This is a genomic window from Pseudomonas sp. FP2309 (genome assembly GCF_030687575.1).
Classification (GTDB): domain Bacteria; phylum Pseudomonadota; class Gammaproteobacteria; order Pseudomonadales; family Pseudomonadaceae; genus Aquipseudomonas.
Map to the genome: position 1 here is coordinate 768,005 of NZ_CP117439.1, position 18,358 is coordinate 786,362.

At 56.7% G+C, this 18,358-nt stretch carries 9 protein-coding genes and 3 rRNA genes; 8 read left to right on the forward strand and 4 right to left on the reverse strand.

Features of this window, described 5'->3' with window-relative positions; all coding sequences use genetic code 11:
* Positions 1 to 23: 23 nt before the first annotated feature.
* Positions 24 to 944, reverse strand: coding sequence for a LysR family transcriptional regulator (locus PSH59_RS03335; protein ID WP_305394307.1), 921 nt, complete (start codon positions 942 to 944; stop codon positions 24 to 26).
* A 125-nt stretch (positions 945 to 1,069) separates the two neighbouring features.
* Here PSH59_RS03335 and PSH59_RS03340 point away from each other — a divergent pair, with 125 nt between their 5' ends.
* From PSH59_RS03340 to PSH59_RS03375, 8 genes are all read left to right on the forward strand, one after another.
* Complete coding sequence (locus tag PSH59_RS03340; RefSeq protein ID WP_305394308.1) at positions 1,070 to 2,419, forward strand: aspartate aminotransferase family protein; 1,350 nt, start codon at positions 1,070 to 1,072, stop codon at positions 2,417 to 2,419.
* 39 nt (positions 2,420 to 2,458) lie between these two features.
* On the forward strand, positions 2,459 to 3,952 hold the full coding sequence (locus PSH59_RS03345) for a CoA-acylating methylmalonate-semialdehyde dehydrogenase (RefSeq protein ID WP_248077708.1): 1,494 nt from the start codon (positions 2,459 to 2,461) through the stop codon (positions 3,950 to 3,952).
* A gap of 573 nt (positions 3,953 to 4,525) precedes the next feature.
* A 16S ribosomal RNA gene (locus PSH59_RS03350) occupies positions 4,526 to 6,061 on the forward strand.
* A gap of 299 nt (positions 6,062 to 6,360) precedes the next feature.
* Positions 6,361 to 9,252: ribosomal RNA gene (locus PSH59_RS03355) — 23S ribosomal RNA — on the forward strand.
* Positions 9,253 to 9,409: 157 nt separating this feature from the next.
* Positions 9,410 to 9,525, forward strand: a 5S ribosomal RNA gene (gene rrf, locus PSH59_RS03360).
* Together the 16S, 23S and 5S rRNA genes form the textbook arrangement of a ribosomal RNA operon.
* 158 nt (positions 9,526 to 9,683) lie before the next feature.
* Entirely contained in the window at positions 9,684 to 10,343 is a 660-nt protein-coding gene (locus PSH59_RS03365) for a paraquat-inducible protein A (protein WP_305394309.1), read from the forward strand.
* Positions 10,330 to 10,953 carry a paraquat-inducible protein A gene (locus PSH59_RS03370; RefSeq protein ID WP_248074991.1) on the forward strand — a complete coding sequence of 208 codons (624 nt, stop codon included), beginning with the start codon at positions 10,330 to 10,332 and terminating at the stop codon, positions 10,951 to 10,953. The genes PSH59_RS03365 and PSH59_RS03370 overlap by 14 nt, the downstream gene beginning before the upstream one ends.
* Positions 10,946 to 13,249, forward strand: a complete 2,304-nt coding sequence (locus tag PSH59_RS03375; protein WP_248074993.1) for a PqiB family protein — start codon at positions 10,946 to 10,948, stop codon at positions 13,247 to 13,249. Before PSH59_RS03370 ends, PSH59_RS03375 begins: the two co-directional genes overlap by 8 nt.
* 121 nt (positions 13,250 to 13,370) lie before the next feature.
* On the opposite strand, the gene mksF is transcribed toward PSH59_RS03375, so the two are convergent.
* Genes mksF through mksB form a run of 3 tightly spaced genes read right to left on the reverse strand, consistent with a single transcriptional unit; the run spans position 13,371 to position 18,182 of the window.
* On the reverse strand, positions 13,371 to 16,211 hold the full coding sequence (mksF, locus tag PSH59_RS03380; protein ID WP_305394310.1) for an Mks condensin complex protein MksF: 2,841 nt from the start codon (positions 16,209 to 16,211) through the stop codon (positions 13,371 to 13,373).
* Entirely contained in the window at positions 16,208 to 16,915 is a 708-nt protein-coding gene (gene mksE, locus PSH59_RS03385) for an Mks condensin complex protein MksE (protein WP_248074997.1), read from the reverse strand. Before mksE ends, mksF begins: the two co-directional genes overlap by 4 nt.
* Positions 16,905 to 18,182: an Mks condensin complex protein MksB gene (gene mksB / locus PSH59_RS03390; protein ID WP_248074999.1), complete on the reverse strand. Its 1,278-nt coding sequence runs from the start codon at positions 18,180 to 18,182 to the stop codon at positions 16,905 to 16,907. Before mksB ends, mksE begins: the two co-directional genes overlap by 11 nt.
* Positions 18,183 to 18,358 lie beyond the last annotated feature (176 nt).

Sequence of the window (18,358 nt, forward strand, 5' to 3'; positions counted from 1 at the left end):
CAGCTTTTTGCGTAAGCCGCGAGTTAGCGGGTTGCGGCCAAACTTTCCAGGAAACTTTCCAGCACCAAATGAGGGCGACGACCCTTGCGCGTGACCGATGCCAGGCTTAAATCGTAAAAGCGTGTAGTCGGTTTCAGCGCGCGCAGTCGGCCTTGTTGCACCCACAGGCTGGCGTAGTGGTCGGGCAGGTAGCCGATGTAGCGCCCGGTGAGGATCAGAAACGCCATGCCTTCGCGGTCCGACGCGCTGGCGGTGCAGTTGAGCGCCTGGTAGCGAGCCTGGATTTCGGCGGGCAGGCGGAAGGTGGGGGCGATGGCGTCCTGGCTGTCGATGCGCGCGTCGTCCAGTTGCTTGTCGTCGGCATAGAACAGTGGGTGGCCGACCGCGCAGTAGAGCAGGGAGCGTTCGCTGTACAGCGGTTGGTACTCCAACCCCGAGAGCGCGCTGGCCTGGGGCACCACGCCAACATGCAGGCGACCGTCGAGCACACCTTGTTCGACTTCATTGGGCGCGATCATGCGGATCTGGATCTGCACGTCCGGGCCCCGTTCCTTCAATTGCGCCAGGGCGTGGGTGATGCGCATGTGGGGCAGGGTGACCAGGTTGTCAGTCAGGCCGATGATCAGTTCGCCGCGCAAGTGTTGGTGCAGACCGTTGACCTCGGTGCGGAAACTTTCCAGCGCACTTAATAGCTGCAGGGCTGATTGGTAGACCTCGCGGCCTTCTTCGGTCAGGGAGAACCCGGCGCGGCCGCGCTGGCAGAGTCTTAGGCCGAGGCGCTGCTCCAGGTCACTCATCTGCTGGCTGATGGCTGAGCGGCCGATGCCGAGAACGGTCTCGGCCGCCGAGAAGCCGCCGCACTCCACCACGCTGCGAAAGATGCGCAAAAGGCGGATATCAAAGTCGCTGACTTGCGCCAGGGGATCGGGTCGACGGCTGTTCATAGTTTAGTGACGGCCTGACTGAAGGTTAGAAGAGTTGAATTTCACAGACTTTATCGTCGTGGCAATTTAGCTGCAAGAACGCTTTTCAATCCCGACGCTGCCGTTTGCCCTGCGAGGTTTTGCTGATGAACATGCCCGAAAACGCCCCATCGTCCCTGGCCAGCCAACTGAAGTTGGACGCGCACTGGATGCCTTACACCGCCAACCGTAACTTTCAGCGTGATCCGCGTCTGATCGTGGCCGCCGAAGGCAGCTGGTTGACCGATGACAAGGGACGCAAGGTGTACGACTCGTTGTCGGGCCTGTGGACTTGCGGCGCCGGGCATACGCGTAAGGAAATCCAGGAGGCCGTGGCCAAGCAACTGGGCACTTTGGACTACTCTCCAGGCTTTCAATACGGTCATCCATTGTCCTTCCAGTTGGCGGAAAAAATTACCGACCTGACCCCTGGTAACCTGAACCACGTGTTCTTCACCGACTCAGGTTCCGAATGCGCCGATACCGCTGTGAAAATGGTGCGTGCCTATTGGCGCCTGAAAGGCCAGGCCACCAAGACCAAGATGATCGGCCGTGCCCGTGGCTACCATGGTGTGAACATCGCCGGCACCAGCTTGGGCGGCGTTAACGGTAACCGTAAGATGTTTGGTCAGGCGATGATGGATGTTGATCATCTGCCGCACACCTTGCTGGCGAGCAATGCGTTTTCCCGCGGGATGCCGGAGCAGGGCGGTATCGCTTTGGCCGAGGAGTTGCTCAAGCTGATCGAGCTGCATGACGCGTCGAATATCGCTGCGGTGTTTGTCGAACCGATGGCCGGTTCCGCGGGCGTGCTGGTGCCGCCACAGGGCTACCTCAAACGACTGCGTGAAATTTGCGATCAGCACAACATCCTGTTGGTGTTTGACGAAGTTATCACCGGTTTCGGCCGTACCGGTTCGATGTTCGGTGCCGACAGTTTCGGCGTGACCCCGGACCTGATGTGCATCGCCAAGCAAGTCACCAACGGGGCGATTCCCATGGGCGCGGTGATTGCCAGCAGCGAGATTTATCAGACCTTCATGAACCAGGCGACGCCGGAGTACGCGGTGGAATTCCCCCACGGCTACACCTATTCGGCGCACCCGGTGGCGTGCGCGGCAGGCCTCGCAGCGTTGGACCTGTTGCAGAAAGAAAACCTGGTGCAGAGCGTCGCTGAAGTCGCCCCGCACTTTGAGAATGCGCTGCATGGTTTGAAAGGCAGTAAGAACGTGATCGACATTCGTAACTACGGCCTGGCTGGTGCAATCCAGATTGCCGCCCGTGACGGCGATGCCATCGTGCGTCCATTTGAGGCCGGTATGGCCTTGTGGAAAGCTGGGTTCTACGTGCGTTTTGGCGGCGACACCTTGCAGTTCGGGCCAACCTTCAACAGCAAGGCGCAGGACCTGGATCGCCTGTTTGATGCGGTCGGCGAAGTGCTGAACAAGATCGACTGATTTCTCTTTCTATATAGAACAACTTTTCAGGAGCCCTGCATGAGCCTTATCCAGCATTTGATTAACGGTGAGTTGGTCAACGATAACGGTCGTAGTGCCGACGTGTACAACCCGTCCACTGGGCAGGTCATTCATCAAGTGCCATTGGCCAGTCGTGAAACCATCCAGCGTGCAATCGACTCGGCCAAGGAGGCTTTCCCAGCCTGGCGTAATACGCCAGCGGCCAAGCGTGCTCAGGTGATGTTTCGTTTCAAGCAGTTGCTGGAGCAGAACGAGGCGCGTATCTCGCAACTCATCAGCGAAGAGCATGGCAAGACGTTGGAAGACGCCGCGGGTGAGTTAAAGCGCGGGATCGAGAACGTGGAGTACGCGTGCTCGGCGCCAGAAATTCTCAAAGGTGAATACAGCCGTAACGTTGGGCCGAACATTGATGCCTGGTCGGACTTTCAGCCATTGGGCGTAGTGGCCGGTATTACACCGTTCAACTTCCCTGCGATGGTGCCGTTGTGGATGTATCCACTGGCGATCGTGTGCGGTAACTGCTTCATCCTCAAACCCTCCGAGCGTGATCCGAGCTCAACATTATTGATCGCGCAGTTGCTGCAGGAGGCTGGCCTGCCCAAAGGTGTGCTGAGTGTGGTGCACGGAGACAAGGGAGCGGTGGATGCCTTGATCGAAGCGCCCGAAGTCAAAGCGCTGAGCTTTGTGGGTTCGACGCCGATTGCCGAGTATATCTATGCTGAGGCGACCAAGCGTGGCAAACGCGTGCAGGCGTTGGGTGGTGCGAAGAACCATGCGGTGCTGATGCCGGATGCGGACCTGGACAATGCAGTCAGTGCCTTGATGGGCGCAGCATATGGTTCTTGCGGTGAGCGCTGCATGGCGATCTCGGTAGCTGTATGCGTGGGCGACCAGGTGGCGGACGCGTTGATCGCCAAGCTGGTGCCGCAGGTCAAGGCGCTGAAGATCGGCGCGGGTACTTCGTGCGGCCTGGATATGGGGCCATTGGTGACGGGGCAGGCACGGGCTAAGGTCAGTGGCTATATAGAAGAAGGTGTGTCGGCGGGCGCAGAGTTGGTTGTTGATGGTCGTGGTTTGAGTGTTGCCGGACATGAAGAGGGGTTCTTCCTCGGCGGTAGCTTGTTTGATCGTGTGACGCCTGAGATGCGCATCTATAAAGAAGAGATATTCGGGCCGGTATTGTGCGTGGTGCGGGTGGAGAGCCTGGAAGCTGCGATGCAACTGATCAACGATCACGAATATGGCAACGGTACCTGCATCTTCACCCGCGACGGTGAAGCGGCGCGTCTGTTCTGTGACGAGATTGAAGTTGGCATGGTCGGGGTGAATGTTCCATTGCCGGTGCCAGTGGCGTATCACAGTTTTGGCGGCTGGAAGCGTTCATTGTTTGGTGACTTGCATGCTTATGGGCCGGATGGAGTACGTTTCTATACCCGTCGTAAGGCGATTACCCAGCGTTGGCCCCAGCGTGCCAGCCATGAGGCGTCGCAGTTCGCCTTTCCTAGCCTATAAGGCTCGGCAACTGAGAAGCCGGTCCCTGTGGGGCCGGTTTTTCGCGTTATGGGGCTTTTTTGACCCACATGACAGAAATATGAAAAAGAAGGTTGACGCCAGATTCTGGAAGCCTATAATTCGCCCCACTTCCGGCGCGGTCGAAACGGAAAACTCTTTGGTAAACAATGAGTTAAGCGGTTTTCGGCAGTAAGGTGCTTCAGTTCATCGAAGCCAAAAGGAAGTTGAAAAAGAGGTGTTGACAGCAGCGTGTAACGCTGTAGAATTCGCCTCCCGCTGAAGAGAGATCTGAAGCGCAAGTGGTTGAAGTTGTTGAAGAAATCTTCGAAAGCTTCTGAAAATAATCACTTGACAGCAAGTGAGGCTGCTGTAGAATGCGCGCCTCGGTTGAGACGAAAGCTCTTAACCAACCGCTCTTTAACAACTGAATCAAGCAATTCGTGTGGGTGCTTGTGGAGTCAGACTGATAGTCAACAAGATTATCAGCATCACAAGTTACTCCGCGAGAAATCAAAGATGTAACCAACGATTGCTGAGCCAAGTTTAGGGTTTCTTAAAAACCCAAAGATGTTTGAACTGAAGAGTTTGATCATGGCTCAGATTGAACGCTGGCGGCAGGCCTAACACATGCAAGTCGAGCGGTAGAGAGAAGCTTGCTTCTCTTGAGAGCGGCGGACGGGTGAGTAATGCCTAGGAATCTGCCTGGTAGTGGGGGATAACGTTCGGAAACGGACGCTAATACCGCATACGTCCTACGGGAGAAAGCAGGGGACCTTCGGGCCTTGCGCTATCAGATGAGCCTAGGTCGGATTAGCTAGTTGGTGAGGTAATGGCTCACCAAGGCGACGATCCGTAACTGGTCTGAGAGGATGATCAGTCACACTGGAACTGAGACACGGTCCAGACTCCTACGGGAGGCAGCAGTGGGGAATATTGGACAATGGGCGAAAGCCTGATCCAGCCATGCCGCGTGTGTGAAGAAGGTCTTCGGATTGTAAAGCACTTTAAGTTGGGAGGAAGGGCAGTTACCTAATACGTGATTGTTTTGACGTTACCGACAGAATAAGCACCGGCTAACTCTGTGCCAGCAGCCGCGGTAATACAGAGGGTGCAAGCGTTAATCGGAATTACTGGGCGTAAAGCGCGCGTAGGTGGTTTGTTAAGTTGGATGTGAAATCCCGGGCTCAACCTGGGAACTGCATTCAAAACTGACTGACTAGAGTGTGGTAGAGGGTGGTGGAATTTCCTGTGTAGCGGTGAAATGCGTAGATATAGGAAGGAACACCAGTGGCGAAGGCGACCACCTGGACCAACACTGACACTGAGGTGCGAAAGCGTGGGGAGCAAACAGGATTAGATACCCTGGTAGTCCACGCCGTAAACGATGTCAACTAGCCGTTGGGAGCCTTGAGCTCTTAGTGGCGCAGCTAACGCATTAAGTTGACCGCCTGGGGAGTACGGCCGCAAGGTTAAAACTCAAATGAATTGACGGGGGCCCGCACAAGCGGTGGAGCATGTGGTTTAATTCGAAGCAACGCGAAGAACCTTACCAGGCCTTGACATCCAATGAACTTTCTAGAGATAGATTGGTGCCTTCGGGAACATTGAGACAGGTGCTGCATGGCTGTCGTCAGCTCGTGTCGTGAGATGTTGGGTTAAGTCCCGTAACGAGCGCAACCCTTGTCCTTAGTTACCAGCACGTAATGGTGGGCACTCTAAGGAGACTGCCGGTGACAAACCGGAGGAAGGTGGGGATGACGTCAAGTCATCATGGCCCTTACGGCCTGGGCTACACACGTGCTACAATGGTCGGTACAGAGGGTTGCCAAGCCGCGAGGTGGAGCTAATCCCACAAAACCGATCGTAGTCCGGATCGCAGTCTGCAACTCGACTGCGTGAAGTCGGAATCGCTAGTAATCGCGAATCAGAATGTCGCGGTGAATACGTTCCCGGGCCTTGTACACACCGCCCGTCACACCATGGGAGTGGGTTGCACCAGAAGTAGCTAGTCTAACCTTCGGGAGGACGGTTACCACGGTGTGATTCATGACTGGGGTGAAGTCGTAACAAGGTAGCCGTAGGGGAACCTGCGGCTGGATCACCTCCTTAATCGACGACATCAGCTGCTCCATAAGTTCCCACACGAATTGCTTGATTCATTGAAGAAGACGATAGGTATGCGTTTAGGCGGCTTATTTCGTTAGAGTTTAGAAATGAATATTCGATTCTGAATATTGATTTCTAGTCTTTGATTAGATCGTTCTTTAAAAATTTGGGTATGTGATAGAAAGATAGACTGAACGTTACTTTCACTGGTAACGGATCAGGCTAAGGTAAAATTTGTGATTCATTACAAATTTTCGGCGAATGTTGTCTTCACAGTATAACCAGATTGCTTGGGGTTATATGGTCAAGTGAAGAAGCGCATACGGTGGATGCCTTGGCAGTCAGAGGCGATGAAAGACGTGGTAGCCTGCGAAAAGCTTCGGGGAGTCGGCAAACAGACTTTGATCCGGAGATGTCTGAATGGGGGAACCCAGCCATCATAAGATGGTTATCTTGTACTGAATACATAGGTGCAAGAGGCGAACCAGGGGAACTGAAACATCTAAGTACCCTGAGGAAAAGAAATCAACCGAGATTCCCTTAGTAGTGGCGAGCGAACGGGGACTAGCCCTTAAGTGGCTTTGAGATTAGCGGAACGCTCTGGAAAGTGCGGCCATAGTGGGTGATAGCCCTGTACGCGAAAATCTCTTAGTCATGAAATCGAGTAGGACGGAGCACGAGAAACTTTGTCTGAATATGGGGGGACCATCCTCCAAGGCTAAATACTACTGACTGACCGATAGTGAACTAGTACCGTGAGGGAAAGGCGAAAAGAACCCCGGAGAGGGGAGTGAAATAGATCCTGAAACCGTATGCGTACAAGCAGTGGGAGCCCACTTTGTTGGGTGACTGCGTACCTTTTGTATAATGGGTCAGCGACTTATTTTCAGTGGCGAGCTTAACCGAATAGGGGAGGCGTAGCGAAAGCGAGTCTTAATAGGGCGTCTAGTCGCTGGGAATAGACCCGAAACCGGGCGATCTATCCATGGGCAGGTTGAAGGTTGGGTAACACTAACTGGAGGACCGAACCGACTACCGTTGAAAAGTTAGCGGATGACCTGTGGATCGGAGTGAAAGGCTAATCAAGCTCGGAGATAGCTGGTTCTCCTCGAAAGCTATTTAGGTAGCGCCTCATGTATCACTGTAGGGGGTAGAGCACTGTTTCGGCTAGGGGGTCATCCCGACTTACCAAACCGATGCAAACTCCGAATACCTACAAGTGCCGAGCATGGGAGACACACGGCGGGTGCTAACGTCCGTCGTGAAAAGGGAAACAACCCAGACCGTCAGCTAAGGTCCCAAAGTTATGGTTAAGTGGGAAACGATGTGGGAAGGCTTAGACAGCTAGGAGGTTGGCTTAGAAGCAGCCACCCTTTAAAGAAAGCGTAATAGCTCACTAGTCGAGTCGGCCTGCGCGGAAGATGTAACGGGGCTCAAACCATACACCGAAGCTACGGGTATCACGTAAGTGATGCGGTAGAGGAGCGTTCTGTAAGCCTGTGAAGGTGAGTTGAGAAGCTTGCTGGAGGTATCAGAAGTGCGAATGCTGACATGAGTAACGACAATGGGTGTGAAAAACACCCACGCCGAAAGACCAAGGTTTCCTGCGCAACGTTAATCGACGCAGGGTTAGTCGGTCCCTAAGGCGAGGCTGAAAAGCGTAGTCGATGGAAAACAGGTTAATATTCCTGTACTTCTGGTTATTGCGATGGAGGGACGGAGAAGGCTAGGCCAGCTTGGCGTTGGTTGTCCAAGTTTAAGGTGGTAGGCTGGAATCTTAGGTAAATCCGGGATTCTAAGGCCGAGAGCTGATGACGAGTTAACTTTTAGTTAACGAAGTGGTTGATGCCATGCTTCCAAGAAAAGCTTCTAAGCTTCAGGTAACCAGGAACCGTACCCCAAACCGACACAGGTGGTTGGGTAGAGAATACCAAGGCGCTTGAGAGAACTCGGGTGAAGGAACTAGGCAAAATGGCACCGTAACTTCGGGAGAAGGTGCGCCGGTGAGGGTGAAGGACTTGCTCCGTAAGCTCATGCCGGTCGAAGATACCAGGCCGCTGCGACTGTTTATTAAAAACACAGCACTCTGCAAACACGAAAGTGGACGTATAGGGTGTGACGCCTGCCCGGTGCCGGAAGGTTAATTGATGGGGTTAGCTAACGCGAAGCTCTTGATCGAAGCCCCGGTAAACGGCGGCCGTAACTATAACGGTCCTAAGGTAGCGAAATTCCTTGTCGGGTAAGTTCCGACCTGCACGAATGGCGTAACGATGGCGGCGCTGTCTCCACCCGAGACTCAGTGAAATTGAAATCGCTGTGAAGATGCAGTGTATCCGCGGCTAGACGGAAAGACCCCGTGAACCTTTACTATAGCTTTGCACTGGACTTTGAATTTGCTTGTGTAGGATAGGTGGGAGGCTTTGAAGCGTGGACGCCAGTTCGCGTGGAGCCAACCTTGAAATACCACCCTGGCAACTTTGAGGTTCTAACTCAGGTCCGTTATCCGGATCGAGGACAGTGTATGGTGGGTAGTTTGACTGGGGCGGTCTCCTCCTAAAGAGTAACGGAGGAGTACGAAGGTGCGCTCAGACCGGTCGGAAATCGGTCGTAGAGTATAAAGGCAAAAGCGCGCTTGACTGCGAGACAGACACGTCGAGCAGGTACGAAAGTAGGTCTTAGTGATCCGGTGGTTCTGTATGGAAGGGCCATCGCTCAACGGATAAAAGGTACTCCGGGGATAACAGGCTGATACCGCCCAAGAGTTCATATCGACGGCGGTGTTTGGCACCTCGATGTCGGCTCATCACATCCTGGGGCTGAAGCCGGTCCCAAGGGTATGGCTGTTCGCCATTTAAAGTGGTACGCGAGCTGGGTTTAGAACGTCGTGAGACAGTTCGGTCCCTATCTGCCGTGGACGTTTGAGATTTGAGAGGGGCTGCTCCTAGTACGAGAGGACCGGAGTGGACGAACCTCTGGTGTTCCGGTTGTCACGCCAGTGGCATTGCCGGGTAGCTATGTTCGGAATAGATAACCGCTGAAAGCATCTAAGCGGGAAACTAGCCTCAAGATGAGATCTCACTGGAACCTTGAGTTCCCTGAAGGGCCGTCGAAGACTACGACGTTGATAGGTTGGGTGTGTAAGCGCTGTGAGGCGTTGAGCTAACCAATACTAATTGCCCGTGAGGCTTGACCATATAACACCCAAGCAATTTGAGAACCTGAAAAGGCATCAGATTGCGGTGTGTGAAGACGAGACGAACCGAAAGTTTGTAGATCGCAAAACACCGAAAGCTGTCACATACCCAATTTGCTGAAGCGAGGCCGTTTGGTCACGAGTCAGTACCCGAATTTCTTGACGACCATAGAGCATTGGAACCACCTGATCCCATCCCGAACTCAGTAGTGAAACGATGCATCGCCGATGGTAGTGTGGGGTTTCCCCATGTGAGAGTAGGTCATCGTCAAGATTAAATTCCAGAACCCCTGTTTGCTCACGCAGACAGGGGTTTTGTTTTGGGCGCTCGGAAAGCAACGACCCTTTAGTGACCGACAAATTTGCACAGTTATTTCTGAACCAGACCACTAGAATAGGCACCTAACCTTTTTTAGAGCCAGAGCCCTATTTATGTCCGATCCGGTGGATGCCCTCGAGATGTCGGATTTACCACTGGCAGACCTGGTGGCATGCCACGAGTGTGATTTGCTGATGCGCAAACCCGTGCTTGCCCTCGGCGAAAAAGCCCAGTGCCCGCGTTGCGGTTACGAACTCTACGCTCACCGCCACAACGTCGTTGAGCGCAGTCTCGCGTTGGTACTTGCTGCACTGCTGCTATACATCCCTGCGAACTTTCTACCCATCATGCAACTCAATCTACTCGGGCAGTCCTCAGAGGACACCGTATGGAGTGGCGTTGTCGGCTTGTTCGATACCGGTATGCAGGGAGTCGCCGCGGTAGTGTTTCTGTGCAGCATGGGTATTCCCTTGCTCAAGTTGCTCTGCCAACTAGCCGTGTTGCTCAGTATTAGATGGAAGATTGGCCGCAGCTACGGACTGTTGCTGTACCGCATCTACCACTATATGAAGGATTGGGGGATGTTGGAGGTCTATCTGATGGGCGTGCTGGTGGCGATCGTAAAACTAGCCGATATGGCCTCAATTACGATTGGTCTCGGTCTGGTCTGCTTCGTCAGTCTATTAATGGTTCAGGTTCTGCTTGAAGTGGTAATGTCGCCGCACCAGATCTGGCAAGCACTGTCAGGGGACGATGATCATGCGGGCGATTGATGCGGGTATTCTGATCTGTACCGAATGCCACGAGTTGAACAAGCAGGAACCGGACACCGATGAGCAAATCTGCACCCGTTGCGGTGCGTTGATCCACGCCCGTCGCCCCAACAGCCTCGCGCGAACGTGGGCCTTGCTGGTCACCGCGGCGATTTTGTACATCCCTGCCAACCTGTTGCCGATCATGACGATCAACACCCTCGGCCAGGGCTCTCCCAGTACGATCATGGCGGGCGTCATAGAGTTGGTGCAGCATGGGATGTACCCCATCGCCGCCGTGGTATTCATCGCCAGTATTCTGGTGCCGACCTTTAAGCTCGTGGGCATTGGTCTGCTACTGTTTTCGGTGCAGCGTCACCAACCGCTTTCTGCGCAACAGCGCATTGTGATGTACCGCTTTATCGAATTCATTGGGCGCTGGTCCATGTTGGATATCTTCGTGATCGCCATCCTGGTGGCGGTCGTTAACTTTGGACGACTTGCAAGTATCGAGGCCAACCTCGGCGCTGCGGCGTTCGCCAGTGTGGTGATATTGACGATGCTTGCCGCTGTAACTTTCGATCCCCGACTGATTTGGGATAACACGGAGTCGGATGACGACCATGAGTGACCTACCTAAAGCTAAAACCCGCCCAGCCTCCAACTGGTCAGCCATTTGGGTATTACCCCTGATTGCCCTGATCATCGGCGGCTGGTTGGGATGGCGCGCCTATTCCCAGCAGGGCATCGAGATCCAAGTACGCTTTGAAAGCGGCGAAGGGATCCAGGTCAACAAGACTGAGGTGGTCTACAAAGGCATGCCTGTGGGTAAGGTCAAGGCACTCGCTCTGGACGACGAGGGAAACAATCGCGGGGTGATCGCCACCATCGAGATGAACAAGGACGTCGATCAATACCTTAAGACCAATACGCGCTTCTGGTTGGTCAAACCCAGTGTCACCCTCGCTGGCATCACCGGTTTGGAAACCCTGGTCTCGGGTAACTACATCGCCGCCAGCCCTGGCGATGGTGAACCCACACGCAAATTCAAGGCACTTTCCGAAGAGCCACCGTTATCCGACGCCAAGCCCGGCCTGCACCTGACGATCAAGGCCGACCGTCTCGGCTCGCTCAACCGTGGCAGCCCGGTGTTCTATAAGCAGATCCAAGTCGGCCAGGTCAAAAGCTACCTGCTGTCCGAGGACCAGAGCACGGTCGAAATCAAGGTCTACATCGAGCCCACGTATGCCAGCCTGGTGCGCAAACACACACGTTTCTGGAATGCCAGCGGCATCAGCATTGACGCCAACCTCTCCGGCGTAAAGGTGCGCAGCGAGTCCCTTTCCAGCATTGTCGCCGGTGGTATTGCCTTCGCCACGCCGGAAAATCGCAAGGACAGCCCGCCAACCGATCCGAGCCTGCCCTTCCGTCTATATGAAGACTTCGACGCCGCTGCCGCTGGCATTCGTGTCAAAGTCAAGCTCACTGATTTCGAAGGCCTGCAAGCCGGGCGCACACCGGTCATGTACAAAGGTATTCAGGTCGGCAGCCTGAAAACCCTGAAGATTGATCCAGACCTGTCCAGCGCCAACGCCGAGTTGACCCTCGACCCCTTGGCCGAAGATTATCTGGTGCAGGACACTCAGTTCTGGGTGGTCAAACCGTCCATCTCCCTGGCAGGCATCACCGGCCTGGAAGCCTTGGTAAAAGGTAACTACATCGCCATTCGCCCTGGCGACAAAGGCAGTGCTCCGCAACGTGAATTTGTCGCCCGTGCCAAGGCGCCGCCGTTGGATTTGCGCTCCCCTGGCCTGCATATGGTGCTGTTCACCGATAACCTCGGCTCCCTGGATGTCGGCAGTCCGATTCTCTACAAGCAGGTCAAAGTCGGTTCGGTGCAGAGTTACCAGTTCTCGCGCAAAAACAAGCAACTGGTGATCGGCGTACACATCGAGAAAGAATACGAAAATCTGGTCAACGGTTCGACGCGTTTCTGGAACGCCAGCGGTGTCACCCTGACCGGCGGCCTGACGGGCGGCATCCAGGTCAAGAGTGAGTCCCTGGCCAGTTTGATGGCCGGCGGTATTGCCTTCGAGACCCCGCAACCGAACGTACCGCTGAAAAAACGCATTCCACGCTTCCGCCTGTTCCCTGATCGCGAAGCGGCCAATCAGCACGGCACCTTGGTGACCATTAAGGTCGACCGCGCTGATGGCATGCGCCCCGGCACGCCCGTGCGTTTCAAAGGCCTGGACGTCGGCAAGATCGAGAGCGTCGACCTGAGTGCCGACATGCAGTCGGTGTTGCTCAGCGCGCGTATCACCCAGGTTGCTGATCGCATTGCGCGTGTCGGCAGTCAGTTCTGGGTGGTCAAGCCCGAGCTGGGCCTGATGAAAACCTCAAACCTGGAAACCCTGGTTACCGGGCAATATATTGAGGTACAGCCGGCGGCGAAAAACGCAGGCCCGCAAAAGAGTTTCGTCGCGCTGGACCAGCCACCTGAAGCCGTCCACCAGGAAGCAGGCCTGAGCCTCACCCTCAGCGCCGCCCGTCGTGGCTCGCTGAAAGAAGGCGTGCCGGTCACCTACCGGGAAGTCACCGTGGGCAAGGTCACGGGCTATGAGTTGGGACAGACCGCTGACCGTGTATTGATCCACATCCTGATCGAGCCCAAATACGCGCCCCTGGTGCGCGGGGGCAGCCGTTTCTGGAACACCAGCGGCTTCGGTCTGGACTTCGGCCTGTTCAAGGGCGCGACTGTGCGCACTGAGTCTCTGGAGACCCTGGTCGCCGGGGGCATCGCCTTCGCCACCCCGGACGGTGAACGGATGGGCAGCGCCGCACGGCCGCAGCAGACGTTCCCGTTGTTCGACAAATTTGAAGATGAGTGGCTGACCTGGGCGCCCAAGATTTCACTGGGTAAATAAACCCAGGCGCGCCCAGCGCGGGCTTGCCCGCGATAAGGCACCCGAAAGCACCACAAAACCCAGCCAACAAAAAAGGCCGCGATCCATAGGATCGCGGCCTTTTGCGTTTCAGAGAAAAAACTCAGACCTCATCGAGTTCCGGCTCATCCGCCTGCACATTCACGGTAGCTTTTACGACATCGCGACGACGGATGTACTTCCAGTCCGCCTCATCGATATAGATGCCGTTCGGCCCACTGCCGCCTTCGAGGTCGATCGCCACTTGGGCGGACACTTGCGGCTTCACGCTCGCCAGAATCGGCACAAAGCCTAGCTGCAAGCTGGTTTCCAGCAACGCAGCCTGGTTCTTCTCATCGATGTCCGCCGCCTCGTCGAGGTAATACGGCAAACGTACGCGCCCGGCCTGGTCGCGGTCCATCAAGTGCAGCAACAAATACATGTTGGTCAGCGCCTTGATGGTCATGGTGGTGCCGTTGGACGCTGCACCATCGATGTCCGTGTGAATCACCGGCTGGCCATGCACCTTGGTGATCTCGAAGGCCAACTCGAACAGGTCCTTGAGGCCCAGTTGGTTATGGTTGGCGGCCACCAGGCGGGCGAGGTACTCCTTGGCTTCCTCGTTCTTGTTGTCTTGCTCGGCGCTTTGGCTTAAGTCAAACACCGACAGGGTTTCGCCTTCTTCATACTGACCGGCACTGTGGATGATCTGGTCGATATGCCTGAGGGCTTCCTTGTTTGGAGCCAGCACGATACGGAAGCTCTGCAGGTTGGACACCTGACGTTTGTTGATCTCGCGGTTGAACAACGCCAACTGGTGTTCCAGGCTGTCGTAGTCGCTGCGGATATTGCGCAAGGTGCGCGCGATATCGGTGACAGCCGCGCGGCGTGCCTTGCCGAGCGTCAGTGCCTCATCAGTGCGGTGTGCATAGGCGTTGATCAGCAGTTGCAGGCGACGCTCAACGTCATCCTCGCTGTCGAACTTGGCCACACCCTTGAGGCGCACCTGGGCGTACAGCGCTTCGATCTGGCCATCGGCGCGCAGCAAGCCCTGCCAACTGTCCTGATAGTCATTGAGCAGCGGCAGCAGGTTGTCCATGGAATCGTCGACCGGGTCCATGAACGGCGTGCCGAACGGCAGGTCTGCCGGCAGCAGCTGACGACGGCGCAAGGCGTCATCCAGCGTGCGTTGCTTGGCTTCCATATCAGCGATCTGGCGACCGACCAGTTGCAGCTTGGCCGACAGCTGCTGGACGCGCTCGGTGAAGGCATCGCTGGAGCGTTTCAACTCATCCTGCGCCGCCTCCATCTGCGCCAGGTTTTCCAGTTTCTCGCCTTCTTCCGCGCTCAGGGTTTGCGCGCGGCGGAAATCTTCCAGAGCCTTCTGCGCGTCCAGCACCTGCTGGTACAGCGCTTCGGTCTGGGTCTTGCTCGCCGCGCGGTCGGAGGCGACGGCCTGCTGCGTCTTGAGCTGCTTGAGTTCTTTTTCCAGGCGTTCCTTTTGGTCGCGCAACGCGGCGCGGTCCGCCAAGGCTTGCAACGCTGGCGGCTCGATGTGGGAGATGTCGATGGACAGCCCCGGCACTTCAAAGCGCTCACCCTTGAAGCCATCGAGGATATGCTCCAGGGATTTTACCCACTGACCGTCCTCGTCCAGCGTGATGCCATGCTCGCCCAACGGCAGGCTGAACAACGAGCTGTTGAACAAGCGCATCAGGCGCTCGACATCCTGTTGCGAAAACTCTTCGCGCAGTTTGGCGTAGCTGTTGTTGTCCGCGTGATCCAGTTGCTGCTTGACCGACTTCAGGCGTTTTTCCAGATCGCGCAGACGCTCGTCCAGGTCCTCGGCGCTGAACTGGCGCGACTGCGCCAAAGCGCCCGCCAGTTCATCGTGAGCATCCTTGGCCGCGAGCAGTTGCTGCTCCAGCACCTTGACGTCATCGACCAGGGCAAAGCGATGCTTGAGCACCGACAGCTCGCCCAACCAACGCTGGATGCCACTGATTTCACGCTCCAGGCGCATCAGCTCCTGGGTTCCGCCACGCTGGTCGTTCTGCAGCGCGTCCTGCTCGTTGCGGTAGTGCTCGGCCTGGACGGTCAGTTCTTCCTTGCGCGCACTGGCGTAGTCCGACCAGGTGCCGAGCAATGAGTCCAGCAGTGGCGACAGGCGATGCAATTTGCCGCGCAAGATGTCGCGCTGCCTGACGCCGTTGGCCAGGGCTTCGACCAGCGGGCCGGCGGCGACCAGGGAGTTGTAGTCCTGCTCCATGCGTCGTACATCGCGGAAGGCTTCTTCGCACGCTGCAATGTAATCCACGCTGCCCGAACGCAGGCTGTGTTCGAACGCATCCAGGAACAGTTGCTTGAGCTTGGCCGCCGTGATTTCACGCATGTGCAGCAGGTTGATGAACAGCGCGCGGAAGGTCTTCAGGCTCTGTTCGCTGGTGGAGCGCAGCGGGATCAGCGTCAGGTCCAGCGGGATCGATGTGTGGCCGCCCACCAGCAAGCGGCGCAGCTCGTCGGGCTTGAGTTCGTAGGCTTTCAGGCCCTCGCGCTCAAGGTTGGTGAACAGCTCTTTCTGACGCAGGCAGGTGTCGTTTTTCTGGTAGTGAGCCAGGTCGAGTTTGCCGGCGTAGGCAAAGAACTGGTGACCGAAACCGCCGCCTGGCCCGCGCCCGACCACGCCGATGACGTGGGGGCCGTGGGGCAGGGAGACTTCTACCAGGATGTAGCTGGTGTCGGTGGCGAAGTAGAAGCGTCGCGATTGTTCCAGGGTGTACTTGCCGAAACTCATGTCCGACATGCGCGCCAGAATCGGAAACTGCAAGGCGTTGATCGACGCGGATTTACCCAGGTTGTTGGCGCCATACACCGACAGTGGTTCTTCCAGCGGGAACAGGCCCAGGCTGTAACCGGCGGTGTTCAATAGGGCGAAGCGGCGGATGCCGTAGCGTTCCTGACTCATGCATCGGTCTCCTGTTCTTCGGCAATGGCGCGAGCCAGGGCGTCTTCTTCGCTTTCGTCGGCAAAGTCACTCAGGTCCAGCGGGTCATCGGTCTTCAGCAGTTTTTCATCGCTGTCTTCGTCGATGATCACCGGTGCCGGCAGTGGCAGCACGCTGTGCACGCTGGCCGCCAGGTCGCGGTCCTGCTGCACCGACAGGCACACGTCGAGGAAGCGGTGCATCGGCGGGAGGAAGCGATAGATGCCGTTGTCTTCGCTGGCAAAACCCAGTTGGGTCATACGGCGCATGATTTTTTCTTCGAGTTCTTCCTGGGTCTGTACTTCGGCCTGGATAAACAGGTCGCGGTATTTATCCAGCAGCGATGGCAACTCATCGCGGCCCAGGCTGCCACCGTCAAGCACGGCGATCGGGTCGCGACCCTGGTCGGCCAGGTGCTCGACGATGATGAAGGTGAAGAGCGCCAGGCGTTGCGCGGTTTTGTTCACCTGCGCGCTGGCGATGGCCGAATCCGGCACGAAATAGTAGAAACCCCGCGTGTCGCACACCAGCTCAAAGCCCAGGGCCTTGAACAGCGTGCGGTACTGGTCCTGGAAGTTCGACAGTTGCGCGTACAGCTCCGGGTCGCGGCGGCTGACGTGGTAACCCTTGAACAGCTCGCGAAAGATCGGCGCCAGTTGGGACAGTTCGGATAGATCAAGATGCATTGGGTGTACTCGCAGAGTGCTCGGCCACGTCAGACTTGGCCGGGAGCAGGGCGAATGAGCGCAGGCTGACCTGATGCTCGTGTGTGAGGTAATCGCGGCGTTCCAGGCGTTCGCGCTTAAAGCGTTTTTCCCGCGAGAGGCGCGAGAACCAGTACAGCAATTCGTCGGTGGCGCCGTCCGGTTCCTGCTCCAGCAGCCAGGTCATCAGGTCCGGCATCGGCAAGGCGTCCTCGCAGCGTTCGAGCATTTCCTTGACCGTACGCGGTGCACGCTGGGCTTCGCCCTTGTGGGATTTATGCGCCTTGGGGAAACGTGCCGGCTTGGGCTCGAAGTTGGCCAGGGCATACACATAGGCCTCGACCTGACTGGCACTGCCGAGGAACGTGCTTTGCGGCCGGGTGAACATCGGCATCGCCGCCTGCGGCACCGCGTCCAGGCCTTTGCGGCGGATGGCCGACAGGGCCAGCGCCGCGCCACGGGTCACGGCGTTGTGCCGACGCGCTTCTTCACGCAACGGCAGCAGCAGTTCGCGCGCATGACGCAAGGTCAGTTGGGCGCTGGTCTGCATCTCGAGGATGCGCGCGTGTGTGCGCAGCAGCATATCGTCGTCCACCAGGTGGCCGAGGCGCTGTTGCTCGGTGAGCAGGCGCAGCAGCACGTTTTCGACCTTGCGCACGCCTTGTTCGAAGGCGCCGTCGGCGTTCACCAGTTGAATCATCGGTTCGACGTATTCGTCCCAGGTCGCAAGGACTTCGGCGTAACGCTGGCGCAACGGGATCTGCCGGTCGCTGGTCTTGGCCCGGTCGGCCACCGCCACGAGGGCCTGTTCGTCGTTGGCGAGCTTTTTCAGCACATCCCGCACGCGCATATCCAGCAGGCGCAGTTGGCGGGCCAGGTCGTGGCCATCACGGATGTCGAAGGCGTCCTGGATATAGCCGGCCAGACGCTCGAGGTGGCGCAGGTAGGCTTCGATTTCCAGGCACAGGCCAAGCCGGTGCTCCTTGCGAAGATAGGCCAGGAAGTCGTGGATCTGCGCATTGAGCTCGAAACGATTCGGGCTCTTGGCCACAGGTACCAGGATATCCAGGCGAATCCACACGTCCAACAGGCTGGTGATGTCCTGGGGCGTGCTGTCCAATTGTTGGGCGGCCAATTGAGCGCGCAGCTCGCCAAGGCTCAGGGTGCCTTGGTCGAAGTGTTCGCACAGTGGCTCAAGTAAGGCCCAGTGTTCGGCGAGGGCGCGCAGGACGCGCTTGGGTTCGATCATGGGAATGGCCGGCTGGTTGGCGATTAAAAGTCGCGATTGTACTGCATCAGGCGCGGGATTTATCCACAGCCGGTCAGTGCGCAGTGGGCGATTGTTACCGAACAGCGGTAGAATCCCCGCTCTTAACTTATCCACAAGTGACCGAGCTGTGCTTATCGAGTCCCGACGCCGCGCTT